This window comes from Roseibium sp., assembly GCF_965233565.1.
Lineage (GTDB): Bacteria > Pseudomonadota > Alphaproteobacteria > Rhizobiales > Stappiaceae > Roseibium.
The window spans coordinates 6,108,891-6,134,879 of the sequence record NZ_OZ247494.1 but is presented as its reverse complement, the minus strand read 5'-3'; the positions used below and the strand labels follow the sequence as shown (position 1 = coordinate 6,134,879).

Genomic DNA, 25,989 nt, shown 5'->3' with positions numbered 1-25,989 from the left:
CAGGAAGGGAAATTAACGAACTAACCACAGACCATTTACGGAATATCCGGCTGTTCTTCGCCAAAATCTGCAAAGGTCTGCGCAAGAGGGGTGCGAATGACTGTTGACGCCAGCGAATCAAGCGGCGTTTCTTCTGCATTCAGAATCACCAGATCTGCCCCGGCCTGAACCGCGAGTGCCGGCAGCTGTGCGGCCGGGTGCACAACCAGGGAAGACCCCAGCACCACGAAGAGATCGCATTGCTGTGCCGCGCGGGCCGCCTGATGCAGCGCCCGCTCCGGCATCTGTTGACCGAAACTGATCACGGCAGCCTTGAGCAGACCACCGCAGACCTGACAGCGCGGGCTGTCGCCCGCCTCGACCTTCTGCCGCTGCTCCTCCAGTTCCGCCCGAGCGCCGCACTCCAGACATAGCGCAAAGGTCGAATTACCGTGAATTTCGATCAGCCTGTCCTCTGGAAAGCCGGCTCTTTGATGCAGGCCGTCGACATTCTGGGTGACCAGGCAGGCCAGCGCGTCACTTTGGGCAAGCCGGGTCAATGCCAGATGCGCAGCGTTGGGCTCGGCCTTTTCAAAAATGTCGAGCATTTCAAAGCGGCGATCCCAGTCCTCCAGCCGGCTGACTTCGTCAGCAACAAAGTCCTGATATTGAACCGGCTGGCGTTTGGACCATATGCCACCCGGAGACCGGAAATCCGGAATGCCGGACTCCGTCGAGATCCCCGCCCCTGTCAGGGCGACAATGTTCCTGTAGGAACCGTTCCTGAACTGTGCCACAAAGTCCCGCGCTTCGGGCAGACTGGTTATCGTTTTCATCGGCCGGTTCCACGCCCTGACTATATAACCCCTCACCTGAGGATAGGATTGGACATGCGTTATTTACACACCATGGTCCGCGTGACCAGCATTGAAGACTCGCTCGATTTCTATTGCAACAAGATGGGCATGACCGAGGTCCGCCGTTACGAGAACGAAAAAGGCCGGTTCACACTGATCTTTCTGGCAGGTTCAGACGACGTCGAGGCTGGCAAGGCCAGTGCCGCACCGCTTCTGGAGCTGACCTACAACTGGGATCCGGAGGAATATTCCGGCGGACGGAACTTCGGGCACCTGGCCTACGAAGTCGACAACATCTACGAGTACTGTGAAAGCCTGCAGAAAAAAGGTGTTGTCATCAACCGCCCGCCACGTGACGGGCGCATGGCGTTCGTTCGTTCGCCGGACAACATTTCCTTCGAGCTTCTTCAAAAGGGCGAAGCTCTTGAAATCAAAGAGCCCTGGGCATCCATGCCAAACACCGGCGAGTGGTAAAAGAGACGGGTTTTCAACAGCCGCAGGCCCGGAAATCCGGGCCTGCAAAAAATTGTCATCAAGGCTCTTGCGGCCCGATCCAATCCCGCCTATAAGCCTCCCCACGACGCAGCCGCGTCGACCGCGCGCCCATCGTCTAGCGGTCTAGGACGCCGCCCTTTCACGGCGGAAACACGGGTTCGAGTCCCGTTGGGCGTGCCAATTCTTCCCGGCACTTCGAAACAGCATCATACCGCGATCCTGCGGTCAGACCGATCCGGGCGAAATGAACCTGCCCTTGATCTGCTGTGCCGGATCGCCCTTGCTGAACAATGTCCGTCCCGGAAACTCGCGCTGGTAAAACCCGCTGATTTTTGCCGCCGACGGTCCGGCGTAATCGACCCGTCCATCGGGAAAAAACACGTCCAGGTCATCGTCTTCATGTCTCGAAGCATAGGTTTCCTGTGATCCGTGCAGGATCATGGCGACGCCGATACGGCTGTTGACGAAATTCTGCACGTCGAAAAACTTTGGCGACCGGGCATGGGTCTGGCCGAGACGGTCTTCTTTCACCCGGACGATCTGGTCAGGCGCCTCCATATCGACAATGCCATAGAGATCAAAGTCACCGTGAATGCACTTCCCGGCCGTAATCAGCGAGCTTGCAGTGAATTTCACACAGCCGAAATAGGGATCCTCCGGGTTGCGCTCGACAAAATAGAGCCCTCCTCCCGGCACATATGTCAGTCCCTGCTGCTTTTCATGGCTGGACATTTCCGGCCGAAGTTGCGTGGCAAAGGATCTCCAGGCTTCCATTGCCTTGGTGTATTTGCCATCGGTATAGGCGCGCTCACCAACCATCCCCGGATCGACAACGAGGCCTGCAAGGGACGGACGTTTTGCTTCCGGCACCCTGCAGCCTGCCGGTGCCACGTCGAAATCGGCGGTTTTGGCCTTGCAGTCGAGCCGTTTCGGAGAAGCATATGGCTCCCCGATATGCTGAAGAGACGCCGTGTTGGTCCGTCGCACCAGGATGGCGACATTGTATAGCCGCGCCGCCGAGAGAAAGACGCCAACATGCTTGGCGCGCATGTGTTTCAGGATATCCGCTTTTCCAGCCATGACTGTACTCTCCACCAACTCCAGCCGCGTATCGATGGTCCGGCCGTACCGGTCTGGTCCAAATTATCAAACAGACGCTCCCGAGGCAGGTGATTCAGGTCACAGAAACATTGGTTTTGGTCTTTGATCCGGGGCCACAGCCCCTTGCCCCCCGCCCACACCAGCACAATCAGCTGATGCCCGGCGTTCCCTCATCACAATCCGTTCAACACATTGCAGAAAATGGCAGGAACCTTTCGCTTAGTCGTGGTGTTCGAGAAAAGCTTTGCATATACTCGGTGTCTGATTTGGAAGGGACGACATCAGACAGGGCTGGTGGCGTCTTATGGTGTTGCAGGGGCGCTTTTTCCTATTTCATGTTCCTGTGACGCGGATTACAGAAAGTTCATGCCAAACGGGGTAGCTCTATCGTCAAGAGGACGCAGACCTCGTTTCAAGATCGGTCCAACCGACAGGCAACCTTGATCTACGAGAGGACAGGACATGTTCAAACGATTGATCGCCGTGCTGGCAATTGTACTTGCAGGGACTGCCCCGGCACTTGCAAAGCGCGTTGCCCTTGTCATTGGCAACGGTGCTTACGAGCACACGGTACCCCTTCCCAACCCGGCCAACGACGCCGAGCAGATGGCCGCAAAGCTGCGTGCCCTCGGATTTGATGTCGTAGCAGGCCAGGACCAGACCTATAGCGATATGCGCCGGTCTGTCATGAATTTCGCCAAGAAGGCCTACGGTGCCGAGATCGCCATCCTGTTTTATGCAGGCCACGGTCTTCAGGTCGCCGGCAAAAACCATCTTGTGCCGATCGACGCGACTATCGAAGACGAAACCTCCCTCGACTTTGAAACCATCACGGTCGACTTCATCATGCGCCAGATGTCAAAAGACGTGAAAGTGCAGATGGTGTTTCTGGATGCGTGCCGCGACAACCCGCTGGCACGGACGCTTGCGCGCCGCATGGGCCCGACTCGTTCCGGCAGCATTGGCAATGGCCTTGCGGAAATCAAGATCGAGGAAACCGGGGGCGAAGGGTCAGTCATTGCCTTTGCGACCAGCCCTGGCGACGTCGCACTTGATGGCGAAGGGTCCAACTCGCCGTTCACTTCGGCCCTGATCCGTCACATCGACACACCGAATGCGTCGATCCAGACGGTCATGACGCGCGTTACCGGCGACGTCTATCAGGAAACCGAGAAGCGTCAGCGGCCCTGGGTGAACGCGTCCCTGATCGGCGAAGTGTTCCTGAACAAACGGTCCGTCGCCCCGTCCACGACCGTTGCGTCCCTGGGCGACACGTCGACGACAACCCCACAGCAACCGGCCGCGAACACTGCCGGTGCCACCGCGACCCAGTCGAACATCGCCTGGGAACGTGAAAAGCTGATCTGGGAAACGGCCAAATCCAGCAATACCGTCGTTGACTATGAGGCCTACCTCCAGGCTTATCCGAACGGTCTGTTTGCAGATTTCGCACGCAACTCGATCAAGCGCCTTAGCAGCGCGAACCAGGTGGCTTCTGTCAACCCGACCGTCTCCACCGACGCTGCCGGCACACAAGGCGCGACCGGCGTTGTAGCGACGCTTCCAGATCCGCAGAAAGCCATCCCTGGCACTCAGGTAACGGAATCCGCTCTTGGCTGGAACCGCACAGCACGTCGCGAAGTCCAGACCCGTCTGAACCTGGCCGGTCATGATGTCGGTCGTCCTGATGGTGCGTTCGGTCCGAAGACCCGTGCCGGCGTGACCGCCTGGCAGACGGCCAACGGGATCGTTCCGACCGGTTTCTTCACGGCGGCACAATATGCCCTGCTGACGGCCCAGACCGCCACGCAATACTCGGCGTACCAGGCTGAGGTGAACCGCAAGCAGAAAGCCGCGGCCGCATCACGCAGCACCACGACGCGCCGGAACAACACCACAACCACGACCCGCCGCAACAATAACTCTGGCGGGAGCATGAACCCGGCCGGAGCTGCCTTCATCGGCGGTGTTGTCGGTGGCATCATCGGCGGTGCCATCGGCCGGTAAGCCGACGGATTGAATGTTGAGAACGGCCCGGCTTTTTACCGGGCCGTTTTCTGTTGCCTAAAGCCTAATTGAAAATCGCAATTAGCCTATCGCAGATGAAGGCTGACCCGCTGCAGCCTGGAAGACCGAGCTTCGTCCAGAATGCGGACGACCTGCTGAAAGTCGGTCTCACTTTCCGGCACCAGCAAGGCGCTTGTTGCGCCCTTGCCTGCAAGTCGGTCCAGTTCGGCGGCCAGCTCCTCGAACATCAGTTCTTTTCCATTGACCGTCAGTTGGATGTCGCCCGAAGAACCATGGGCTCCAACCATGATCAAAATAGACGGAATCTCTGGTCTGGCAGCTTCAAGCGCGCTGTTGTCCCCTGCCGGTTGACCAAGCAGGACCTCGAGGGGACGCCAGATCCCGAAGGTCGACGACAATAGAAAAAACATGATCAGTATGAAGATAACGTCGATCAGCGGCGTCAGGGGAATACGTTTGCGCCTGGCAACGGGATTGGGAAGTAGGATCATCCGGAAGGCCGCGAAAAGAGACGAAGAGACAGGTCCGGCGATCAGTTTCCGACAGATCGGCCGGAAGCACAATCGCAATTGCCAAATTGACCCTGGCGCCTTCCTTCCTTAGCGTGAGACTCCACGCGATCACAATAAACAAGGCGCCCATGCAATCCGGAAACGTCGCAGGCCAATTTTCAGCGTGCCGACCTGACCAATCAATACTCATACGCCTCGTAATCGCCCTTGCCTGCTTCTGCCTGCCTCAGTCCGCACAAGCAGGTTTGCGGGTCTGCAATGGCTCCGTTGATCTGGTCAACGTCGCGATTGGCTACGAAACCGAAGACGGATTGCGCACGGAGGGCTGGTGGACAATCACGTCCAACGCGTGCAGTCAGATCCTGCAGGAACCTCTCGGCAAGACCAGATATTATCTCCACGTCGCTGACGGATTTGGTGAAAGCCGGCTTGGCGGCGATATTACCCTTTGCATTCGCGAAGAAAAATTCGTTCTCTATGATGGCGATCAATGCTGGCAGCGCGGTCTGATCGAAGCGGATTTCTTTCAGATCGAAACGGAGGGAGCGCCGGACTGGACGGTGCTGTTGTCCTACGACTGACACTCAGACGCAGGGCCTCGCAGATCGAGAAGTATGACGAAACAGGATGTGCAGAGTTGCCTTGGGGGGTTGAATGCGGAGTTTTCTTTTCCTGATTTTGGTGTCGGTCTTCAGCCTCACTCATTTGACACTTGTTCAAGCTCAGGACGTTTCCGGCAAAATCAGCCTGGAGCTCAACAAGCTACAGCCCATCGACGGTGGTGGCTGCCGGCTGTCGATCATCGCCACCAATGGTCTGGAACGCCCAATGGATCAGCTGACGCTCGACATGGTCTTCTTTGACAAGGAGGGGCTGGTTGATCGGTTCCTGGCGCTCAAGTTTTCGCGCATCTCGGCCGGGAAAACCAAGATCCTGCAATTCGCTCTAGCCGAAAAGTCCTGTGACAGCATCTCTCGGCTTCATGTCAACAATGTCAGCAATTGCGTGCCGACCTCAATCAAGGATGTCTATTGTTCTGACCTCCTGCAATTGAGCAATCGCACACCCATCCGCTTCGGCGACTGAGTTCACCTTGAACCCTTGAACGGATCCCGGATCTCATGGTCGAAACCTCCTCGTCACTTCTGGAACTGGGCGGACCGGTTGTCATCATCCTTCTGGCCATCTCGGTGGCCGCGCTTGCTGTCATCCTCGCAAAGGCGTTCCAGTTTTCGAGCGCCCGGGTCGGACGTCATCACCTTGTGCGCCAGGCCGTCTCCCAATGGCGCACCGGAGACCGCGCCAAGGCCTCGCAGAACCTGATCAAGGACAGGTCGTTGTCTGCGGCACTCGTACGCAGCGCGATGGATGCCATTCAGATGCTCGACCAGCAGCCCTTGAGTTCGCAGGAACGTGACATCCGCGAGGAGCGGTTGCGCGAGGAAATCTCCGCACGAGCCGCAGATCGGCTGTTCGGATTGGCCAGCTGGTTGAAAGCACTTGACCTGGTGACCCAGATTGCTCCCCTGCTCGGCCTTCTCGGCACCGTCCTCGGCATGATCGAGACCTTCCAGACCCTCCAGGATTCCGGCGCCTCGGCCAATCCGGCAACGCTTGCCGGCGGTATCTGGGTTGCCCTGCTGACAACCGCCTGCGGGCTTGCCGTTGCGATCCCGGTGTCCGTGGCCGTTACGTGGTTCGAAACCAGGTTGGAAAAGGAACGGGCCGCGCTTGAAGTGTTGCTCACCGGTGTTTTCACGGCCGGCGCCGGCAGCCCTCAAACCGTCAACGCGACACCTTGAAGGCTGCCAGGGAATAAACACCTGGAGCTGCCAGAATGCCTGCAATGCGCGAAGACGGCAGCGTACCGAAGCGGGGCGGCTGGTTTGCGGCCGGCCGGTTCCAGATGGCCAGGACCAGCGCCGTTTCGGTATCTGAGCGCGACATCAGCACCACCGGCACCTTGAACCGCCACCCCCCGGCTGTCTGAGCGCTGGAGGCAGGCAGCAGAAACTCCCGGCCGTCATGAATTTGACCGGCATCGTCTATGAGATAAAGTTCCGGCGGCCCCTTACCACCCAGGTCAAGGCCTGCGGCTTCTGCCGCTGCAATCCGGGCGACCGGCAGGTCACGCTGGATCAGCCCGGTTGCCACAGAGCCGCTTTTGACCACCGTCTTGTCCAGTTCGACGAGACCAGCTGCATCGAGCCCCTCAGATACGCCTAGGGCGTTCAACAAGGCACATTGCTGGCTTGTCACAAGTCGAAGTTCGATCGATGCCTCATACCCCTGGTCAGACGTGAACCGCTTGTCAAACAGGGCAAACGGACCAATCCCCGGCGCAAAGGCCGTAACCTGTGCACTGTCGGCCCCGGCCGATAGGACGGAAAGATGGGCACAGTCGCCGAAATCATAGTTCTGAACGTAACGCGTCACCTTCGCCAGCGGGTCGATTGCTGCAACCTCCACCGGCGGAACTACATTTGCGGGATCGGTCGGAGGTGCAATTGACGGAACAACCGATGTTTCCGGTTCACTTGGAGAAAGCGCAGCAACAACCGTCTCGTCAGGCTCCACCGGGGGGAGTGGCTGGATCTCTGGCGTCACGGTTTCCGATATCGGGTTTTCAATCGGCGCAAGAGCAATCGGACGATCGGGCGTGATGACCGAAACACCAATGTCATCCGGCGAGGTTGCGGTAACCGTTTCTGTCGGTGACGCCGAGAGTATTTCAGTCGCTTGCGCATCGTCGTCAACAGCTTCGAATGCGATTGCCGTATCTACCTGTGTGTCGACAAGATCCTGCGTAACCACGACGCCGGCGCTCTCGACCGGGTCGATCAGGGCGACCTCCGGCTCCGCAACAATCGGTTCCAGGGAAGCGGTGTCGATTACTTCGGTGGGAGCCTCTTCAGCCACAACTTCCGGCGCTGAAGAAAGCGTTTGCGTTTCAATGACTGCAAGAGGGGCTTGAGTCAGGATTTCGACGTCTTGAACATCAGCCGACGACACATCGGGCGTAACCACGCTCAGCTCCGCCTCAGCCTCACCGGTCGACGCGGAAACCTCAACTGCCGGCTCCTCGGCAACCAGCACTTCGGAGGGGGAAACCAGAGCAGGCACGGTGACGTCAACGGCCTCCAGAGTTTGGCCTTCGACGAGCTCGGGTAGCAAGGTAGTCACCTCCTCGACCACGAAACCTTCCACTTCTTCGGCTTCGACAACCTGTACTTCGCTGGCAAGGGTGTCCGGCTCAACGGGCATAGGGTCGCTGGCAATCGCTTCGGGCGAGACCTGGACCGGTTCCACAGGGCTGATTTCAAGTGGTGTTAACTCGCCTGGCTCTTGTGCCGCGACAACGTCCGGCAACGGCGGCGTCGGTTCGACGACTGTTTCCGGTTCGACCGGTTCGAAGGCCTGATCATCTGGCGAGAGTGCGGTTACTTCTTGAAAAACGGGACCTCCGGCCTCGAACATCACTTCCGTCACCGGAGGGGGGGCTATTTCGGTCACATCCCACCGCAGGTTCGGCAGACCAAAGACGAACAGGGAGACATGAAGCGCGACCGACACCCCGAGCACCGCCGGCCAGACATAGGCCGGAATTTGCCATTGTGTGTCGAGGTTGTAGGCCGCGGCTGTCAAGGTGCCCCCGCCTCCACGGTCACCAGCGACAAGGCCCTGACACCGCTTTGCCTCGCCTGTGTGGCAAGCGCGGCGACCGCCTCCATCCTTGCGTGCTTGTGGACCTGCACCGTCAGGCGATCACTTTCTGATGCGGTTTGATCCAGAAAGGCAATCAGTCCGGCCTCGTCGAGTTGCGTGCCCTCGACCCAGGCCTTGCCGTCTCGCGTGAGCACCAGACCATTGCGAATGCTGGATGCCCCTTCACTTCGCGTTGTCTCCGCCCAGGCAAAGTCTTCCGGCAGCGGCGGTCGAAGGGTTCCCGAGACAAGCAGGAACAGCAGCAGGAGAAACACGACATTGATCAGGGCAAGTGAACTGTCCGCGCGCCGGTGTGGCGTCAGCTGCTGCAAATGAATGGGTTTCGTGTAGCGCTTCATGGCTGGACCAGATCAGCTGCTGTTTGCGTCATTCGGTCTTCGCCTCTTCCTGTTTCCTCGCGACGCGTCGAAAACCCAAACCGGAATTCAACGACAACCCGTTGCGATCTAAGGAACCACTTTGACCGTCGTCGCTGTCGCCCGCAAGACCGGCGAGCCCTGCATCAGCTGCTCAAAATAGGGGCCCGCCTGTTTCACCGTTTGACCCGAGAGATTTTCCGCAAGGTCCTTCCCGACCATCGCTATGATCAGGCCTGTTTCTTCCACAGCCGTTTTCAGGGACAAGGGTACGACAAATCCGGCGCCACCAGCGTCACTTTGCAAAAACGGCGTCAGATCGGTCACCTCCCCTTTGCTGTTGACGAACACCAGGCCCAGCCCGCCTGTCGAGGGATCATAACCGGATATCCTGCCGGCCATGTTCTCTCCGTTCGGAACGACCGTCCTTTGCATATCCAGGTGCAGTTCGGTTTTGGCATTTCCAGGAGGTGTGCCCCGCAGGAACGCAATGGCCGGACATTGGGCATCGGAAACGAGGTTCACCTGGATCTTGGCCTCGAACCCCTGGGTCTGGGTGAAATCACTGTCGAAGGTAATGAACGGAGGTGTCCTTGAGGCAAAGCCCTCTATTTCTGCCGACCGGCTGGCGATCTCGATTGGCTGAAGATACATGCAGTCGCCAGCCTGATAGCTGCTCAGGTAATTTCGGATCCGGTCCTCGGGCTTGATCGCCTCCTGCACCGGTTCGGGGTCGGCAACCACCGGCGATGGTGTGGGAATTTCCGGCAGACTATCCTGTGTGGAGACGGGATCCGGTTCGTTCGTTTCCGGTGTCAGTTCCGGCCGGGTGACGACAGGCGCCGGATCAGGTTGAGGGCTTTCCACTTCCGGTGTCACCGTGGTGGTTTGAAGCGGCGCCTCTGGTGCATTGGGATTTGGCGGAGCCACGAGAACCGGCGTCTGGTCCTGCTCCGGCACCGTTTGGCCAACGAGGAAATAGACCCCCCCTGCTCCAACGCCCGCAATACCAAGCAGTGACAAGGCGACGAGAATACGTTTACCCCAGCTGGCAGCAGGTGGTGGTGTATCGAGTGCAGTCTGTTCAGGAGGCGGCGATGACGGCCGGATGATCGTACGATCCTCGGCCTGAGATGTTTGCATCGGCGCACCGAGCGTCCAGCCTGCAATCTCCGCCATGCTGGCAGGTCGATTGGCCGGGTCCGGCTGCAGCATGGCTTCAAGAAGCGGACGAAACCTGTTGTCGATGCCTTCCAGCGACGGCACATGGCGCCTCTTGTCAACGATCTGCACCTGGGTGCCGCCCATGTCGACCTGTTTGCCGAGAAGCGCTTCGGAGATCACCAGGCCAAGCGAATAGATGTCGCTGCGCGCCGTGACCTTGCCCTCGAATATCCCCACCTGCTCGGGCGAGACATAGTTCACCTTGCCGGCAAAGCCGTCGCCGATGATTGTCGGGCCGCCCGTATTGGCTCTGGAAATCCCGAAATCGATGATCTTGGCCTGGCCGACATCGCCGTTCTGCAAGATGATGTTGTCCGGCGACAGATCGCGGTGAATGACTTCCCGGTCGTGCACGGCCTGCAACGCGGATGACAGCCGCTGCAACAGCCGAAAGACTGCCTCCGGCTCCAGTGGACCGGCTTGCAGTCTGGTCTTCAGCGAAGGCCCGCTGACAAATTCCATGGCGAGATAATAGATGCCAAGCGTGGGTTCCTTGGCGAAGACAAAATACTGCGTGAGCGCATCGTGTTTGAGCTTGCGAAGGATCTTGGCCTCGCGCTTGAAAAGATCCAGGATCATCGGATCCTTCGCGAAATTCGCCAGCAGCACCTTGATGGCCACGGGGTCGCCGCTTTCCACGTCGCGTGCCCTGTAAACGGTGCCGATACCGCCATCGGCAATATGTTCCTCGATCTCGTAGAGATTGTTGAGCCGGGTTCCGGCGGGCAGCGATTGATCAGCAGAGTTCATCAGTTGAAGGTTCCTTCCGCTCCGGCCAGGCGGTCTATATCGACGATTACCACGGTCACATTGTCGGAGCCGCCCTCCTCCAGAGCCCCGTTGATCAAGCTTTGCGCGGCGAGCCTCGACGCTCCATTCATCAAGAATGTACCGATGACCGGGTCTTCCAGATGCCCGGTCAGCCCGTCAGAGCACAGCAGGAACCTGTCTCCAGGCCTCAGATTGCCGGAAACAAGCTCCAGTTCCAGATCCAGACCGGACCCGATGGCCCGGGTGATCACATGCCGGCGGGCGAAGGTTCTGGCTTCCTCCACGGTCAGCACATTCTGGTCCACCAGCTCCTGCGCTTCCGTATGATCTGTGGTCAACTGCTCCAGACGGCTGTCTCTCAGCCGGTAAACGCGGCTGTCGCCTGCCCACAAACAGGCAAAATTGCGCTTGAAGGTCAGCAAGGCCGCGATCGTCGTCCCCATCGGTGCGCCGTCTGCACTTTCCGATGCGCGTTCGATCCGGTCCTTCGCTACGATCAACCGGCTTTCGAACTGTTCCAGCAGATCCTCTCCGCTGCGCGGGTTGGTCAGGCTGGTCAGGGCCTCGCGCACAAGACCCGAGGCCATGGCACCGTCGCAAAGACCTCCAGCGCCGTCCATGACAGCAAAAACCCCTTTTTGCTCATCAACAAAAAATGTGTCTTCATTCTGCTCGCGCACACGGCCGACATGCGTCAGACCAATGGCAAATCCGCGAAGCGTTTCCTCCTGAATTCCGGTCACGTTCGATGATCCTCCGGATGATATCGCCCATGATTCACCCCTGCCGTTTCCTGCCCCTCTGGAATCTGCTCAGGCAAGATCAACCACCGGAACGTCCCAGCATCCGGCAATCCCTTGCAGGTAAATACAAAATCCCTGTCTCCTCCCCGGCTTCTGAAATTGGATACGATCACGGCGTCAGTGCCTGGCATGGCCGGCAGCTCAGTCCCCTCACCTGAAATATGTCCAACCTGCCCATGCGGTCTTGGGAGATCTGCGACCGCTCTTTGAAAGTCCTCGAAACGTGCGTCTTCCTGCAAAGCGCTCAGGAGCACCGCCTCAGTGGCTTCGTACCAGTGCGCCTGCGGTGCCCCCCCGTCAGCTTTCATGTCCGCGGCGACCGTCAACGGGTATTCCCGCCCCACCCTGTCGACACTCGGCATGAACGCCCCGGCCACCATCCGCGTTTCCGGGTCCGGATCCGCCTGATCCTGCAGCGTGACGTCGAACCGCCAGATCGGCATGGTCATATAGGCCTCCTTCCAGCTGTCGCTCAGATCCAGCCTGGAGTGCGAAAGCCCTTTCAGCAGGAAGGGCTCCCACAGTTTCAAAAAGCCTTTCGGGCATTGCCCGATCACGAAATCGGCTCTTGCCGGCAATTTGCCGAAATAGCCGGCCATCTCAGAAACTCGTCGGACAACTGAACTCGCCGACCGCCGACAGGAAGAACGGGTTCGGTTTCGTTCGCAGAGTTATCGTGAAGGCAACCTGCCGCCCGCCAAGCGTTCTGCGGACCACAAACTTGTTCTGGCCCGAACTGACGCGGTTGGCCTTGATGAAACGGTAGAAAGCCCAGTCTCCGTGGATTTCCTGCCGCGATTTGTAGCCCGGCACTTCCGGCTGGATCACAAGGACCACGCGCGGCGTCGCTGTGTTGCTGGGCCAGTCGAAATTGGAGGGCACCGGCTGGATTTCGGCATTGAACCCGGCGCCTCGAGAAACAAACACCACGTTGCCATTGACTTCAAGGCTTGCCGATTCCGCCTGTTGGGACAGCGATCTGGGCACCACCTGCAGCCCAACCGACGGAAATGCGTTCCCGGTCGGGAAGAAGGCCTGCTTGATGAGGTCCGCCCGCTCGAACTGGCGCAAAGTCGCGTTGGACAACCGATCTGCCTGTGAGACCTCCGGTTTCCAGTTCCAGGGCCGCGTCGACGTATCCACCAGGCCCTTGAGGTTCTCATCAAAGAAGCGCTGCATGATCCCGGACGGTGAAAACAGCTTGGCAAATTCGGTCATGGGCACTTCGGACCGTCCGTTTTCGAACGGGTAATTGCGCCCGACGATGCGTTTGCATTCCCCGACCACCTGTGTGCTGAGCTTCTCGTTCAGCTGGGTGATCGAGGTCTCCTTGAATTCCTCGTCAAATTCCCGCGCGGCGCGCTGGATAAGCGTGTCAAAGGGCGGCGGAAAGCGCGTGGCATTGCTGCGAAGAAGCGATGCCTGGATCTGGACATTGTTGTTCGCGGTTTCGCTTTGCAGCGGGTTATTCGCAACGACCAGGAGATTGTCCAGAATGTTCTTGAAGTTCAGAAGCAGGGCATCGATCTTGCGATTATTCTGACCTTCCACCAGTTCATGATAGCGGCGGAAATGATCCTCAATGGCCTTGCCAGGGATGATTGCCGGACCTCCAGCGCCTGTCGCACCACCGATCGCACCTTGCAGACCATCCGGTGCCAGCACCTGAAGACCCGCTTCCAGACCAATGCGTTTCAGGCCGCCGGATGCATCCAGCACGTAGCGTTGAAAGATCTTCTGGGCGGCTTCCGAACCTGCTTCCTGAGCGTTGCCGCCCGTCAGGTTCCCGGCTATCCCTTCGCTGGACAGGTCCTGTGTCAGCAGCGTTTCGCGGCGCAGGCTTTCCAACAGCTGTACGACGGGCGACGTTGGCGCCGACACTGCCTGAAGCGTGGTGTAAAGCGGCTTGTCGTTGCGCATCGACTTGAATTTCAGATTGCCGAGCGCTTCTTCCCAGGCTTCGATAAATTCCTTGGTATAAAGCGCCAGGATCTCACCGGGCAGCGACTGGTACTGATCCTCGAAAGCATCGACTTCACCGATTTCACCAAAGACCCACTTGTCGCGTTCCAGTTCCGCCCGAATACCGGCCAGATTGGGCAAGACGGACAGGTGGAAACCAGGATAGGTGAAAAACTTGTCGACCAGGACCGTGTCCAGCGTGTCCCCGTTCTCGGTTTCGAAAACGGTTTTCATATCCGGGCCACCGCGCTGTTCGGCAATCCAGTCCTCACTCGCGAGACCTGTTGCGCGCGATTTGAGCAAGGCGTAGCCGCGTTCGGCCAGGCTCACCCTCGCCAGTTCCCGCTGGACCTCGTCCACCAACACGCCATCGAGCTGGCTGGTCAGCACATTGCCACCGAAATTTAGCTCCAGCATTGCTGCCACATGGGCATTGAGGGCCTGACGCAGGGGTTCGCCCGCGGGTCCCGGGAAACTCTGCAGGAAATCCGATCGCAAGGAATTCCTGACCTGGTCTTCATCGATCTCAGGCGCATCGTTGGCGAGCATCCGGTAAAGCTTGGCAAAATTGTAGAGCTTCTCGACATCTTCGCCACCGGGACCGGTCCGGTTGTCGAGGACGTCGGCCATCTGCTCTTCAACGCGCAGGATCAGGCGCGGGCGCAACAGGCGCTCCAGCCCGCTCCGGTAGGATGTCACACCGGCCGCTTCCAGACGCTCTCGCTGCGACAGGCCGAACTGCTCCATGATCGGCGTCGGGTCGTTGCGGCTGTCATAACCGACCGGCAGGCTGCGCAACTTGTTGAGGATATAGACCGTGTCGAGCAGATCATCGCTCCGGACAACCCGTTCCGACAGGACGGTTTCGCCATTCACCCGGATATCGTCGACTGCCTGCGCGGTTTCGTCGATCAGTGCCTTGTTGTTCAAGTAGCTGACGGCCCAGAGGCTGCCAAGCCCCAGGGTCACCAGCGCTATGACCGCATAGGCGGCAATGCGTGTTGCCGTCGCCATGCGCACGGCGGCCCGGTTGTGGGTGACCCAGCCGGCTTCGCCGATGATCACCTTGGTCAGAAGATCCCGCAGGAAGTAGCTCTTTCCCTGCCCCGAGAGCGCTGCAGCCTGATAGGCCGTGCCGAAGGCCTGGCTCATGGAACCGATGACCCGGTCAATCGCTGTGCCTGTCTGTGTTCCGGAGGTGAAATAGAAACCGCGCAGGACTGCATTCGGGTAGTAGCGGCTCGGCTCGAAAATCGCGTTCAGGAACCCGGTGATCCTGTCTTTCAGGGCCGCGACCTGGGTCGGAAACCCATAGAGCATCAATCGCGCACGCGGATCGGGCTCTTCCTGCAAGCGGTCCGCCATCTCCTCGTTCAGCCGTTCGATCAGCAGATCGAACTCGACAGGCGTTTCAGAGACCATGTTCTTGGTCTTTTCACGGGTTTGAAAGGTCGCTCCCCAAACCAGATTGCGGCGGCTTTCCGGGTAGGAGCCGAAAAACTCCATGAAACCGGCAATCGTGTCCGCCTTGGTGAAGACGACATAGACCGGGAAATCGATCTTGAGGGTTTTGTAGAGCTCGATGAGCCGAGCCCGGATGGCATCCGAATGCTGCTTCAACTCCTCGTCCGGCAAGGTCATCAGGTCTTCCAGACTGATCGACACCATCACACCGTTGACCGGTTGCCGCGGCCGCGCCTTACGCAGAATGTTCAGGAAGCCGAGCCAGGCCTCCCGGTCGTGCTCTTCGTCAGAATCCTGTGTTGTGTAGCGGCCGGCCGTGTCGATCAGAACAGCGGTTTCCGCAAACCACCAGTCACAATACCGCGTGCCACCAAGACCCTCGAGTTTCTGGGCCTCCCCCTTGCCACGGGAGGCAGCGAATTTCAGACCGGAATGCATCAGCGCGGTTGTCTTGCCCGAACCGGGCGGTCCGATCATCAGGTACCAGGGAAGATCGTACAAATAGGTCCGTGCATTGCCGCTTGAAGTCTTCAGCGTCTTGAGCGCGTCTTTCATGCGCTCAGACATGATCTGCAGATCTTCCTCGCTGGCCTTTGGCTGCAGAATTTCCTGCTCAAGCGCCCGATTGGCCGCAATCCGCTTGTAAATGCGCCAGGCCTGCCACCCGCCAATGCTCAGCACAATCAGCAGCACCAGCAGCAGACGCAGCCAGAGAGGCTCCAGCGGCCTGACACCGGCAATTGCCAGGAACGGACCGCCGAACCAGATCAGCGCGGCCAGCGCGAGCACGCCAAGAAATATCGCCGTTATTCCGAGCCAGAATTTCATCGACAAAACCTTATTCTGCGGTCACCCGGAGTTTGAGCGGACCAGATCCGCCCATGCTAATTGTTGATCACAAGTCCGCCTTGCGGCGGCTTCAGGAAGACCTCCACCCGACGGTTGAGTGCCTTGCCGTCCCGTGACGTGTTCGGTGCGATGGGTTCATCCGCCCCACGGCCCTCCACCTCGACACGGTCCGGCGTCTGCAGGATCGATTTCATGACCTCTGCTACTGAACTCGCCCGTTCGACAGACAGGTGCCAGTTGGTCGGAAAACGAGGGTTGTTGCGGATCGGATCACTGTCCGTATGCCCGACAATCAGGATATCTCCGTCCACCTTGTCGAGGGTTCGGCTGACCTGTTCGACCAACAGCTGGAACTCGGGCCGCAAGGTGGCGGCGGCAACATCGAACTGCGCGCGCATCCGCAACAGGATTGCAGGCCCGGCCTGCGAGATCTCCACGCCCTCAAGGCCGGCCAGTTGATCAGAAACCGTGTCGATCGGCGCATCTTCGGGAGGCGGCGGTGCGGGCGGCGGTTTGGGCTGGTAGCCCTCCCGGGCCAGTTCGATCGGTCCGGTCGGGTAGAGTGCGACTTCACGTCCGGCGACCACTTCACTGCCGCTTGCAAGAAGCAGCATCAGGGTCACATACCCGCCCAGAAGCAGGGCTGCTGCAATAGCCGCTATAGACCAGATCGGCACCGAAAATCCGGTTCGTTTCTGCAGCAATTCCAACCCGCGCCAATGCGGCGACAGGTCATCTCCCGGACGTGGCCGGACGCGGCGCAGGATTTCGTGCAGATCGCGCCGTTCGCGCTCCAGCCCCTGCTGTCCCCCCTGAATGGCGCGATACTTGCCGTAAAAACCGAGCGACAGGCAGGCATGCATCACTTCCAGGACCCCATAGTTCAGCCCAGGGTCCTGTTTCGCTTTCTCAAGCAACTGGAAAAACTCAACACCGCCGGTAGCCTGTCCGAAGAACTGCGTCAGCATGGAGTATTGCGTCCACTGGTGACGGCCTGCGGATGGCAGGTTCTGCACAATATCGTCGGAGGTGGCGCAAAGGGCATAGGCGGCAGATCGGATCTGATCGTCTGTAATCCCTGCGTTGCGCAGCTCTTTTTCGAAGGTCTTGATGGCGTTGTAGACGTCCCGCATCAGTTGATCGAACTGCGCGTCGGTCATGGTCAGGTGCAGGCGGCCGAGCAACAACAGCAGCGGTGCGGCTGCGCGGGAAATGGGATTGCGGTTGGCAACCCGGATCTGGTTGATATCCGGTGTGTGTGCGAGCTGTCCGGCTCCGGAAGCCGGCGCAGCTCCCTGGGGTGGCGGTGGAGCCGCGCCGGGTGCCTGCGGCGGCGTTCTGAGATCAGGGGCCGCTTGCTGCCCATATTCGTAGCCGGCCGGTGTTGGGGCGTAGGGGTCCCCCTTCCCGCCGCCTCCCTGCCAAGGGTCAGGTGCGCCGCCTTGCGGCGGTGGCTGTTGCGGCGGCCGAGGGGCTGCTTGCGGCGGTTGTGCAGGTGGCGGTTGCGGGGATTGTGGTGGCGCCTGGCCGGGCGGCGCCGTTGGCCCGGCCGACTGACCCTCGCTCCAGCGCCCGCCCGGATTGGGCATGACAATGGTTTTGCCCTTGCGTTTAGAGACGCCAAAGGGATCGTCTTGGTCGGACATCAGCGGCCCTCCCGGATGGCATAGAATTCAAGCTGCAGGTCAGGCCAGTTGCCGGAAAATTGCAATCCGACCGCTGAATCCTGACTGAATTCCCGCCAGAGCGGCGTCGTCTTGTCGAGGCGGAAATAGACCCTGTCCGTCAGCGCCCGGATCTGTGCAGGCGGCACCGGCATGTGAATCAGGGGAATGCCTGGCAGGTTGGAATAAACGATCTGCCGCATCTGCCCGAACGGACCGACCTTGAACAGTTTCGGAAATTCGTTCTGGATCTCGGTCAGCGGACGGCGCGCCGCAACCTCGATGACAAAGCTTGCCTGGGCAAACAGGTTGCGGTCGACAACCGTTGACTTGTAGGCGTTCGGAGCGAGCTGCTCCAGCGGCAGGCGGATCGCCCGGCGGTCGTAACCTGCAGACAGGAACGCCTGAATGTCGGACAGAACCGGCTTGAAGACGTCATGCAGCTTGTCGTGATCGTAGACCGGATAGTTGCGGGCCCGGCGCTCCTCGGTCGCAAAGGTCGCAAGCTCACCGGCGATTTGCAGAAACTCGGAATAAACGCGCTCGGGATGAACATAGGCCGACTTGCGCAGATGCATCAGCAACGGATAGGTCCGGTTCAGCATCTGCAGGGTCAGGTAATCGAAATTCTGCAGGCCGCCACCGGCGGAAGTGTCGGCAGCGTAGCGGGCAAGTTCACTCAGCTTGCGTTCCACCCAGCCGATCACGGCATCGATCCAGCCAGTCACCGCCGGATGAACGTGACAGGCCAGCACCGGAGGCGCAAAGGCACCATCGGTGATAACGATCCGGTCCTTGATCTCCGTGATCCGGGCAACCGGCAGGCACACCTGTCCAGGATGAGGTGTCGAGCGGATGGAATACATGAGCCGCGGATGGGCCACGTCGATCTCTTCCTCCTGCCGGATGGCAGAGGTGGAATCGATGATGGTCTCACGGTCCTGCACATAGCGCGTGGCGGCATCCTCGCGGCCATTCGCCACTTCGACGGCATTGACGGTCGTTTCGGGGATGCCGAGCCAGACAATCTGCCCGGCAGCGTCTTCCGGGACGTCGATTGCCGGCGGGGGCGTACCGTCCGCCGGGAAATTGAAGACTGTTCCATCCGGGAAGATCCCGCGGCCGTAGCGCAGCGCAAACCGGCACTGCTGGCCGACATCCTGGTCAATTTCGAGTTCTGAAAAACCCCAGGGATAGGCGGAGGCAAGCCGGACCCGCTCGTCCAGCAGATGTTCCGCGTAGCGGTCGCTCTGCTGCAGGTGGTGCGGCCGCAAAAACAGGCCTTCGGTCCAAGCAACCTTGCTATACCACGACATAAAGGCACTGCTCCCTTGTCACCTACGGCGCTTTTGCGCTCGTGAACTCGAAAAAACTTTTGGTCTATCGACCTGGCATCTCATCCAGGTCGTCGCTGCTCATGTCTTCATAGCTTTCGGTAAAATACTGGGTAAAAACACCCACAAGGCCGTCGTCATAGGCCTTGGTCAACGATGTCCAGCGCTCGTCCAGCTTCTCCCAGAGTTTGGCCTTCTGATTTCCGAACGTGCTCTTGGCCACCTGCCCTTCATCCTCAATGGCCTTGGGAGACAGTGTCTCCTCGAACCGGGCGGCCGCCTTCTGCATGGCAGCGTAGGTCCAAACGTGGTGTTTCTGGATATCCTTGAACGCGGCCGACATGGCCTTGGAAATCGGCAGATAGCCGGTTTCCTCAGCGCCCTGAGACAGCATGGTCTGCAGGGCCATGGCCGGTGTCGGCGAGAATTTCAGCGCGTTGTTTCCGCTGCGCATGATCAAGGTCCGGTTGACATTCCGTGTCATCGCCTTGACCTGGCTGCGGGCCTGCAAAAGACCCATCAGGTCTCCGGTAACACCACTGAGGACGGCCCCGAGCTCGCGTGCAAATTCTTCCGGATCGCGTCCTTTCAAGACATCCGGCGAGATGCCTGCGCCCTCTGCGAAGGCTTTCAGAATATCAACGTCCGAAGGCAGAGCTGCAACTTCTTGCGCAGGCGCTTCCGGTGCTGCGGTCTCTGGTGAAGGTGTTGCCGGTGCTGCAACTGGTGGAACGGGTGCTTCGGCAAGAACATCGCCCCCTGTCTTGGGGTCGACAGGCGCTGATGCTTCTGGTGCTTTTGGTGCCGGTTCCGCCGCAGCGGGTGGTTGCGGCGCTTGTGGTGGCTCCGCCACCTGAGCCGGTGCAGGTTCTGCCCAGCCTCCTGCCTCTGGAAACGGAGACACAGCTGCCTCGGGCTCTGCAACTGCAGCTACAGGTGAACCGACCGGCTCGGGTTGCGCCGACGCGTCTTCCATCTCCGGGAGCTTAAAAAGGGGTTCGGGCGGTGCGCCGTCCGCGCTGATCTCAGCCGAAGGAAAAGAAGGTGCCGGAGCAGACACAGGCGGCTCGGGCGGCGGCGGCACTGGCTCCTGGCCTGCCGGGCTCGCCGGCTCCGGATAAAGATGCGGCTGCTGGGCCAGATGATCGAGCGGATCAGCCTGCGCAGGACGAACCTGTTCACGTTCCATCGGCTGCGCTTGCGGATCGTAGAGAGCGGGATCGGCACTGCCCCATCCATGGCCCTGCTGGCTCCAGACGTCATCGGCCGGTGTGCCAATGCCGGGAGCCGCCGAAGGGGGCGCGTGCCGGCCTTCCATTCCAGCCACCGGCGAAGCCCATGGCCCACCACCCGGCTCTGAGGGATAAGGCGACTGCGGGGCGGGATCCGCTGTCGACGGCCATGCAGGTGCAGCGGCAACCGGTTCCGGTTGCGGTGCGCTCCACTGTGGGTGCGACGCAGCTCCTGCCGAGGCTTCCAGCGACACCTTGATAATGTAGTCACCGATCATCAGGCGGTCGCCCGTACGCAGAACATGGGCCTTGTCCATCCGGGTCTGGCTGCCGTTCAAGAACGTGCCATTGGTGGAGAAGTCATAGAGGACGTATTGCCCGCCTTCGAAGCGTATCTCGCAGTGCTTTCCCGAAATCACACGTTGCGGGTCCGGCAGACTCCAATCCAGATGCTCATGCCGGCCAATATCGAACCCGCGATCGCTACAGCTGTAGGACAGCTGTCCGCCGGTATCCAAATGGTCAACATTTTCGATCTGGAGCGTAATACGCATTCCCGCAGATCTCCTTCACCTGACTTAAGGCACAGCAGCCGATACGGCCTCGACATTCACCGCCGGCATCGACCCGCCACTGGCAAAGGACAGGCCCGCCGACAAACAAGATTTCACGGCCTGTTCGCGTTCGGGAGCAGACAGCGTTCCAAGCGCAATCAGAACAGCCGCGTTGACGGCTTTCGCCGTGAGATCATCTGGCATGTCAACACGATGATCGGGATTGGGCGACAAGGAGCCTCCCGACCAGCCGGCGGCAAAGCCGATCCACACGGCCGCGCTGTCGGCCTTTGCCGCTTCAGCCGCCGCGTGAACTGCGGCGCGGGCGTCTTCATCGCCTTCGCGCACCCAGGTCTCGCTCAGCGCCAGCACCTCGCGGTCATTGTCGTCTTTGGCACCGTCCAGGCCCGCCACACATTTCATGCCCCACCAGACCGATTCCCGTTTGGGCAACACATGCGCGAAATATTCAATGGCCTTCAGAGGTTCGTCACCTTCCTGAAGTTCCAGAGCATACTCTTCCGGAGCCATGTCCCCTGAAGGTTCACTCACCGATTCCGAGAGACCAGGATAGGCCTCGAAAACCTGTTTTGCCTTGGTAAAGCGGATACGTGATCCCATCTGCTCTACTCCGTTCTTGTTGTTTTGCCGCATTGCCGGAACAGCAACATCAATTGATCATCACAAGTCCGCCCTTCAGCTTCAGAAGCGCGCTGCCGGTCACGTTTGTCAGCGTGCCAGTCGCATTCAGCACGGCCGATGCCTTCACGTCGATCATCACCGATTCAATTGCAATCGACGCGGGCGTCATGGTGATCTTGCTGGCACCGCATTTGAATTCAATCAGCGTTCCGGCCTCCACCGTCCAGTTCATGCCGATCTTCTCGGTCGTGTTCACGCCAACCTTTTCCGTACGGTTGACGTCGATCTTGGTGTCCCGGCAGTTTTTGACATGAAGCGTCTCGTTGTTCTCGATAACGGTGTCCATGTCTTTCTGCGCGTGCACGCCGATCTGTTCCTGACCCTTCGTGTCGTCGAGCACAAACTCGTTGTAGCCACCGCCGCCGACCGTCGAGTCTGACTTGACCCCAGCCTTGTTTTTCTCTCCCGGCAGGGAATAAGGCGGCATATTTTCGGCATTATAGACCGTTCCGATGACGATCGGCTTGTCCGGGTCTCCTTCCAGAAACTGAACAATCACCTCCTGATCGACACGCGGAATGTAGATGCCGCCCCAGTTCTTGCCGGACCACACTTGAGCAACGCGCACCCGGCGCGATTGCGTTTTGTCGCGGTCCCAGTGAAATTCGACCATGATCTGGCCGTACTCGTCCACATCGATTTCGCCTTGCCCCACGACTTTTGCCGTTTGCGGGCCCGGGATCCTGGGCTTGCGCGTGACTGCCGGCGTCCGGAACGGAATTTCGGACGCAAGTACGTCATAGGTGCCGGTATAGGCTTCACCCTGCGCAGCGCCGCCGCCGGTCCTGTATTGCTCGGTGATGATCTGGTGACTTGCGCGCACCACCAGATATTCCTTGTTCTGGGGCCCGTGGGGATGATCTTTCAGGGTGAAGAGGCCACCGGCATACAGTCTTGGCACCTCGCCGGCTGTTTCGATGCGCTTGTCGGCCGCCTGTTCCGCTTCCAGACGGATCTTGGAGAAGGTCGTGCCCTTGTCCTTTTCCGTATAACGACCGGGGTAGTCGTAATGCTCAAGCGAGCCTGCGCGATAGGCCGAACCGGCGTCCCTGTCCGCCTCGAGAGACGCACTCGGCTTCTCGAAATCGTAGTCGTTGACGGCGAATTTCCCCGTCCGGAACCGGCGCGTCGGGATCCAGTGGTAGATGTGTTCCTCGTCGCGCTGACTGTCGCCACCGATGGGAATGAAGGGAATGGTGGAATCGCCCGTGATGGGGCTGTAGGACGACTTGGCGTCGGCCAGGATCATCGTGTGCTTGCCGTCTTCGTGCTCGAAGAAATAGGAGATTCCGAACTCTTCCATCAGGCGGCGGCAAAAATCATAATCCGATTCGCGATATTGAACGCAGTAATGGATCGGATCGTAACTTTCCGTCAGCTTCTTCCGGTGGTCCGCAAAATCATGCTCTCCGAGCACTTCTGAAATGATGTCAGGCGCGGATTTATCTTTAAAAATCCGGCAGTTGGCATTCTTGGTGAGCAGCCAGAACCAGGGCCGAAGTGTCAGCCTATAGATGTAGTAGGCATCGCGGTGCCCCATCCACCTGGCATCGGTGAGAAGACCGTCAAAATATCGCGTGTCGCCATTGTTGGTGACAACCTTGACCGTCATATGTGTCGCGATCGCCTGGTCGAAATCCAGGTCTTCCTTCTGGCTGACGACTTCCAACCGAATCTCGAAATCGTCGCTCAGGCCCTCGTCGCATTCAACGGAGACAATGGACAGCTCGTCCTTGCCAAAGACCGACGTCAGTTCGGCCATCCGCTGTTTCTGTTTGAGTTGTCCTAAGGCCACGAAAGGTCTCCTCGGAAATACTGTGGTTTCTGACAGTGGCAGCCTGGCAACTGCCTTCCTTCAGTACCTATGGCGTTTCCGCAAAAAATAATGTGCTCAAGAACACAATTGTTGCAAATACTTTCAGCGCCTTTCGCTAGATTGACGAAAATGCGTCAAGCGCCTTACCCAACTGTTCTTCTATTAAGGAACGCTTTCTTCAAATTGATTAGCCCGCTCAGCAACGTCATTCCCCCATGTCTCCTCTTGCTTCTTTTCCGCAAAACGACATACTGACATCAAAACGCACTTTAGTGACTTTGACCACACTAATATTCCACCGATATGGCACGATACATTTCGAAGCCCGATGCAATGATGCATTCGAACACTCCACAAGGGAGGATTGAGATCGTGACCCCTACCATTGACACCAAGACCCGGCACCATGCCAACCGCACCGTATTGCGTAGCGCCGTATTCGCAGCAGTGCTGTCAGTCGCGCTCGCCGGTCTTGTGAGCCTCTCCTCACCGGCCGCCGCGCAGGATGCGACTTACTCCGCCGATGAAGTCAAACAGCACTTCAAGCAGCTCAAGACCCGTTCGCTGAAGGCAACAGGGTCCACAAGGGCCCTGTGCATCGGCACCAGAGACGAGTGCAACCCGAACGCGGCGACAGAGGGTGGCGGCCAGGTTGCCGTGACCCAGGAAAACGCGGACGGCCAGACGGATAGCGCCGCGGCCACACCCGATGCCCCCCTGGTGGTCGACCCGGAAACCAACGCCATCGACGACGCTTTCAATCTGCTGGTGTCCTTTGAATATGCTTCAGCGCGTCTGAGCACCTCGGCACAGGCAAACCTCCGGGAATTCGCCAAAGCCATCCAGGATCCTGACCTGTCGGCGGCCAAATTCGTTATCGAGGGTCACACCGACGGGATCGGCTCTGAAAGCTACAATCAGCGTCTGTCAGAAGACCGTGCGCAGGCGGTCACGCAGTATCTGATCAATCTCGGCGTCAATCGCGGCCGACTGACGACTGTTGCCTATGGTGAATCGCGGCCGAAGGTCGCCGACATCAACGACCCGGCCAATCGCCGCGTCGAAAGCAAGCTTATCCTCGAGCAGTAAGGCTCGTGCGCTCTCCGGCCGGACAGACAACCGGCCGGAGCAAATTCTATAAGAGATGGGCCTGGGCAACGGACCGGGTTGGGGAGCATCCATGAGTTTTGATCCGGACACTTACGGCACCGAAGTCTCGCCCGGCGCGGGTTGCGGACCGGATCTTTATGACACTGAACCCGCATTTGCCGCCCTGCTTGATTCCTGCGAGGAAATGCTGCCCGAACGGTTCAGCGAGTTCGACCGGTCGGAAATAGATTTTACAGATCTGTTCAAACAGATGGACGGCTTTCTGAAACAGTCCAGGGACCTCAGGCTCCTGGTCTTCGTGGCGCAGTTCGGTCTGTTGGGCGGGCAATTGCACACCTTTGCCAATGCCGTGCGTACGATCCGAAAACTGCTTGAGGCGCACTGGGACGAAGTCCATCCGGTCGATGCCGACTTTGGCTATATGGAGCGTGTTGGTGCCCTGGAAGCGCTCAACAACCGTCCAGCCGTGGTGCTGCCGCTTGAAGCCGCACCGCTGCTGAAGACCCGCCGAACCGGTCCGATAAGCTACCGCGCCATCCAGATCGCCGCCGGAAGCGCGACAGCGCGCCCTGACGAACACACCATTTCACTTGGTGCGATTGAAGCTGCTTTGACCTCCGGCGAACTGGAACAGGACGAAATCGACGAAGTTGTGCAGGACCTCACAGAGCTGCCGGCAGAACTGGAGGCAATTTCCAGCATCTGCACCGAAAAGCTCAAGGATGCCAAAGCGGCGCCGCCCAATTACGACGCCCTGACGACGCTGCTGAAGGAAATGACGACAGAGCTGAACGTCCGCCTCGGTCGCATTTCTCCAGAAGACGAAGCAGGCGAGGATCAGGAAGAGACATCGCAGGATGCCGGTTCTGCAGATCAGCCGGCAATGGAACAGCAGGACATTGCCAACGCGGCGCAGGCCAAGCTGATCCTGGATGCGGTTGAGGATTATTTCGCGTCCAGGGAACCGTCGCACCCGGCTCTGTTTCTCGTCCGAGAGGCACGCGGTCTTGTCGGAAAATCCTATCTCGACGCTTTGAAAATCCTGATGCCGCGCCGGTTTGACGATGTCGCCCTGCTCCTGGGCGCAAGCGGATTGCAGCTGTCCAACGATCGGCTGATCGACCTCAACGAGAACGACGATCGTGACCTCGGCAACATTGAAGACTTTTCCGTCATGGTGATCGAGAGCCGATCGGATGCGATGAAAGGCATCGGTGCGGTCAAGGGGTATTTCACCACCAACGAGCCGACGAGCCCGATACCCCTGTTGCTCGAAGAAGCCCAGAACATGAGTTCCGGGTCCTTCACCGGCCTGCTGAACCTGTTTTTGCGACCGGAGGACGACTGACGCCGAGCATTGACCGGGACCACATTCCCTAGAGTTTTCAGGTTCTTCTTGACACAATCGGTCAACGGGTCCTCAATAATCGAAATAAAATTAGAAACCAGC

At 59.1% G+C, this 25,989-nt stretch carries 21 protein-coding genes and 1 tRNA gene; 8 read left to right on the top strand and 14 right to left on the bottom strand.

Annotated elements, in window-relative coordinates:
• Positions 1–35 precede the first annotated feature (35 nt).
• Positions 36–815 (bottom strand): SIR2 family NAD-dependent protein deacylase, encoded by a 780-nt coding sequence (locus tag ACO6TG_RS27905; RefSeq protein WP_422376198.1) that lies wholly within the window; start codon positions 813–815, stop codon positions 36–38.
• A gap of 54 nt (positions 816–869) precedes the next feature.
• Between ACO6TG_RS27905 and ACO6TG_RS27900 the strand changes: the two genes are divergently transcribed.
• Together ACO6TG_RS27900 and ACO6TG_RS27895 are read left to right on the top strand one after the other, a co-directional pair.
• Positions 870–1,310, top strand: coding sequence for a VOC family protein (locus ACO6TG_RS27900; protein ID WP_422376197.1), 441 nt, complete (start codon positions 870–872; stop codon positions 1,308–1,310).
• 125 nt (positions 1,311–1,435) lie between these two features.
• Positions 1,436–1,511: transfer RNA gene (locus ACO6TG_RS27895), tRNA-Glu, on the top strand.
• Between the two features lie 45 nt (positions 1,512–1,556).
• Here ACO6TG_RS27895 and ACO6TG_RS27890 read toward each other — a convergent pair.
• Positions 1,557–2,411 (bottom strand): hypothetical protein, encoded by an 855-nt coding sequence (locus ACO6TG_RS27890; protein ID WP_422376196.1) that lies wholly within the window; start codon positions 2,409–2,411, stop codon positions 1,557–1,559.
• 483 nt (positions 2,412–2,894) lie between these two features.
• Between ACO6TG_RS27890 and ACO6TG_RS27885 the strand changes: the two genes are divergently transcribed.
• Complete coding sequence (locus tag ACO6TG_RS27885; RefSeq protein ID WP_422376195.1) at positions 2,895–4,439, top strand: caspase family protein; 1,545 nt, start codon at positions 2,895–2,897, stop codon at positions 4,437–4,439.
• An 86-nt stretch (positions 4,440–4,525) separates the two neighbouring features.
• On the opposite strand, the gene ACO6TG_RS27880 is transcribed toward ACO6TG_RS27885, so the two are convergent.
• Positions 4,526–4,951 carry an ExbD/TolR family protein gene (locus ACO6TG_RS27880; protein ID WP_422376194.1) on the bottom strand — a complete coding sequence of 142 codons (426 nt, stop codon included), beginning with the start codon at positions 4,949–4,951 and terminating at the stop codon, positions 4,526–4,528.
• 266 nt (positions 4,952–5,217) lie between these two features.
• Between ACO6TG_RS27880 and ACO6TG_RS27875 the strand changes: the two genes are divergently transcribed.
• The 3 genes from ACO6TG_RS27875 to ACO6TG_RS27865 all read left to right on the top strand — a co-directional run bounded on the left by ACO6TG_RS27875 (position 5,218) and on the right by ACO6TG_RS27865 (position 6,774).
• Complete coding sequence (locus ACO6TG_RS27875; RefSeq protein WP_422376193.1) at positions 5,218–5,553, top strand: DUF1036 domain-containing protein; 336 nt, start codon at positions 5,218–5,220, stop codon at positions 5,551–5,553.
• Positions 5,554–5,626: 73 nt separating this feature from the next.
• Positions 5,627–6,058, top strand: coding sequence for a hypothetical protein (locus tag ACO6TG_RS27870; protein WP_422376192.1), 432 nt, complete (start codon positions 5,627–5,629; stop codon positions 6,056–6,058).
• Positions 6,059–6,093: 35 nt separating this feature from the next.
• Positions 6,094–6,774 carry a MotA/TolQ/ExbB proton channel family protein gene (locus tag ACO6TG_RS27865; RefSeq protein ID WP_422376191.1) on the top strand — a complete coding sequence of 227 codons (681 nt, stop codon included), beginning with the start codon at positions 6,094–6,096 and terminating at the stop codon, positions 6,772–6,774.
• On the opposite strand, the gene ACO6TG_RS27860 is transcribed toward ACO6TG_RS27865, so the two are convergent.
• The 11 genes from ACO6TG_RS27860 to ACO6TG_RS27810 form a co-directional block, all read right to left on the bottom strand.
• Complete coding sequence (locus tag ACO6TG_RS27860) at positions 6,758–8,617, bottom strand: hypothetical protein (protein ID WP_422376190.1); 1,860 nt, start codon at positions 8,615–8,617, stop codon at positions 6,758–6,760. The two genes, ACO6TG_RS27865 and ACO6TG_RS27860, sit on opposite strands and share 17 nt — an antisense overlap.
• Entirely contained in the window at positions 8,614–9,036 is a 423-nt protein-coding gene (locus tag ACO6TG_RS27855; protein WP_422376189.1) for a biopolymer transporter ExbD, read from the bottom strand. Before ACO6TG_RS27855 ends, ACO6TG_RS27860 begins: the two co-directional genes overlap by 4 nt.
• Positions 9,037–9,144: 108 nt before the next feature.
• Positions 9,145–11,028 carry a serine/threonine protein kinase gene (locus tag ACO6TG_RS27850; RefSeq protein WP_422376188.1) on the bottom strand — a complete coding sequence of 628 codons (1,884 nt, stop codon included), beginning with the start codon at positions 11,026–11,028 and terminating at the stop codon, positions 9,145–9,147.
• On the bottom strand, positions 11,028–11,792 hold the full coding sequence (locus ACO6TG_RS27845) for a PP2C family protein-serine/threonine phosphatase (RefSeq protein WP_422376187.1): 765 nt from the start codon (positions 11,790–11,792) through the stop codon (positions 11,028–11,030). The genes ACO6TG_RS27850 and ACO6TG_RS27845 overlap by 1 nt, the downstream gene beginning before the upstream one ends.
• Entirely contained in the window at positions 11,789–12,451 is a 663-nt protein-coding gene (tagF, locus tag ACO6TG_RS27840; RefSeq protein WP_422376186.1) for a type VI secretion system-associated protein TagF, read from the bottom strand. The genes ACO6TG_RS27845 and tagF overlap by 4 nt, the downstream gene beginning before the upstream one ends.
• A gap of 1 nt (position 12,452) precedes the next feature.
• A complete protein-coding gene (tssM, locus tag ACO6TG_RS27835; RefSeq protein ID WP_422376185.1) occupies positions 12,453–16,106 on the bottom strand; it encodes a type VI secretion system membrane subunit TssM in 3,654 nt (1,217 codons plus the stop codon).
• 56 nt (positions 16,107–16,162) lie between these two features.
• Positions 16,163–17,773, bottom strand: coding sequence for a type IVB secretion system protein IcmH/DotU (gene icmH / locus ACO6TG_RS27830; RefSeq protein ID WP_422376184.1), 1,611 nt, complete (start codon positions 17,771–17,773; stop codon positions 16,163–16,165).
• Positions 17,773–19,107: a type VI secretion system baseplate subunit TssK gene (tssK, locus tag ACO6TG_RS27825; RefSeq protein ID WP_094070535.1), complete on the bottom strand. Its 1,335-nt coding sequence runs from the start codon at positions 19,105–19,107 to the stop codon at positions 17,773–17,775. Before tssK ends, icmH begins: the two co-directional genes overlap by 1 nt.
• Positions 19,108–19,171: 64 nt before the next feature.
• Positions 19,172–20,911: a type VI secretion system-associated FHA domain protein TagH gene (gene tagH / locus ACO6TG_RS27820; RefSeq protein WP_422376183.1), complete on the bottom strand. Its 1,740-nt coding sequence runs from the start codon at positions 20,909–20,911 to the stop codon at positions 19,172–19,174.
• Positions 20,912–20,935: 24 nt separating this feature from the next.
• Complete coding sequence (locus ACO6TG_RS27815; protein WP_422376182.1) at positions 20,936–21,532, bottom strand: DUF6931 family protein; 597 nt, start codon at positions 21,530–21,532, stop codon at positions 20,936–20,938.
• A gap of 49 nt (positions 21,533–21,581) precedes the next feature.
• Positions 21,582–23,408, bottom strand: a complete 1,827-nt coding sequence (locus ACO6TG_RS27810; RefSeq protein WP_422376181.1) for a type VI secretion system Vgr family protein — start codon at positions 23,406–23,408, stop codon at positions 21,582–21,584.
• Between the two features lie 393 nt (positions 23,409–23,801).
• Between ACO6TG_RS27810 and ACO6TG_RS27805 the strand changes: the two genes are divergently transcribed.
• Positions 23,802–24,518 carry an OmpA family protein gene (locus tag ACO6TG_RS27805; RefSeq protein ID WP_422376180.1) on the top strand — a complete coding sequence of 239 codons (717 nt, stop codon included), beginning with the start codon at positions 23,802–23,804 and terminating at the stop codon, positions 24,516–24,518.
• 91 nt (positions 24,519–24,609) lie between these two features.
• Positions 24,610–25,887 (top strand): ImpA family type VI secretion system protein, encoded by a 1,278-nt coding sequence (locus ACO6TG_RS27800; protein WP_422376179.1) that lies wholly within the window; start codon positions 24,610–24,612, stop codon positions 25,885–25,887.
• Positions 25,888–25,989 lie beyond the last annotated feature (102 nt).

Bases quoted from the DNA above. Each gene is read 5' to 3' on its own strand.
- ACO6TG_RS27905 (WP_422376198.1), bottom strand. From the start codon at position 815: ATGAAAACGATAACCAGTCTGCCCGAAGCGCGGGACTTTGTGGCACAG.
- ACO6TG_RS27900 (WP_422376197.1), top strand. From the start codon at position 870: ATGCGTTATTTACACACCATGGTCCGCGTGACCAGCATTGAAGACTCG.
- ACO6TG_RS27890 (WP_422376196.1), bottom strand. From the start codon at position 2,411: ATGGCTGGAAAAGCGGATATCCTGAAACACATGCGCGCCAAGCATGTT.
- ACO6TG_RS27885 (WP_422376195.1), top strand. From the start codon at position 2,895: ATGTTCAAACGATTGATCGCCGTGCTGGCAATTGTACTTGCAGGGACT.
- ACO6TG_RS27880 (WP_422376194.1), bottom strand. From the start codon at position 4,951: ATGATCCTACTTCCCAATCCCGTTGCCAGGCGCAAACGTATTCCCCTG.
- ACO6TG_RS27870 (WP_422376192.1), top strand. From the start codon at position 5,627: ATGCGGAGTTTTCTTTTCCTGATTTTGGTGTCGGTCTTCAGCCTCACT.
- ACO6TG_RS27865 (WP_422376191.1), top strand. From the start codon at position 6,094: ATGGTCGAAACCTCCTCGTCACTTCTGGAACTGGGCGGACCGGTTGTC.
- ACO6TG_RS27855 (WP_422376189.1), bottom strand. From the start codon at position 9,036: ATGAAGCGCTACACGAAACCCATTCATTTGCAGCAGCTGACGCCACAC.
- ACO6TG_RS27850 (WP_422376188.1), bottom strand. From the start codon at position 11,028: ATGAACTCTGCTGATCAATCGCTGCCCGCCGGAACCCGGCTCAACAAT.
- tagF (WP_422376186.1), bottom strand. From the start codon at position 12,451: ATGGCCGGCTATTTCGGCAAATTGCCGGCAAGAGCCGATTTCGTGATC.
- tssM (WP_422376185.1), bottom strand. From the start codon at position 16,106: ATGAAATTCTGGCTCGGAATAACGGCGATATTTCTTGGCGTGCTCGCG.
- icmH (WP_422376184.1), bottom strand. From the start codon at position 17,773: ATGTCCGACCAAGACGATCCCTTTGGCGTCTCTAAACGCAAGGGCAAA.
- tssK (WP_094070535.1), bottom strand. From the start codon at position 19,107: ATGTCGTGGTATAGCAAGGTTGCTTGGACCGAAGGCCTGTTTTTGCGG.
- tagH (WP_422376183.1), bottom strand. From the start codon at position 20,911: ATGCGTATTACGCTCCAGATCGAAAATGTTGACCATTTGGATACCGGC.
- ACO6TG_RS27815 (WP_422376182.1), bottom strand. From the start codon at position 21,532: ATGGGATCACGTATCCGCTTTACCAAGGCAAAACAGGTTTTCGAGGCC.
- ACO6TG_RS27800 (WP_422376179.1), top strand. From the start codon at position 24,610: ATGAGTTTTGATCCGGACACTTACGGCACCGAAGTCTCGCCCGGCGCG.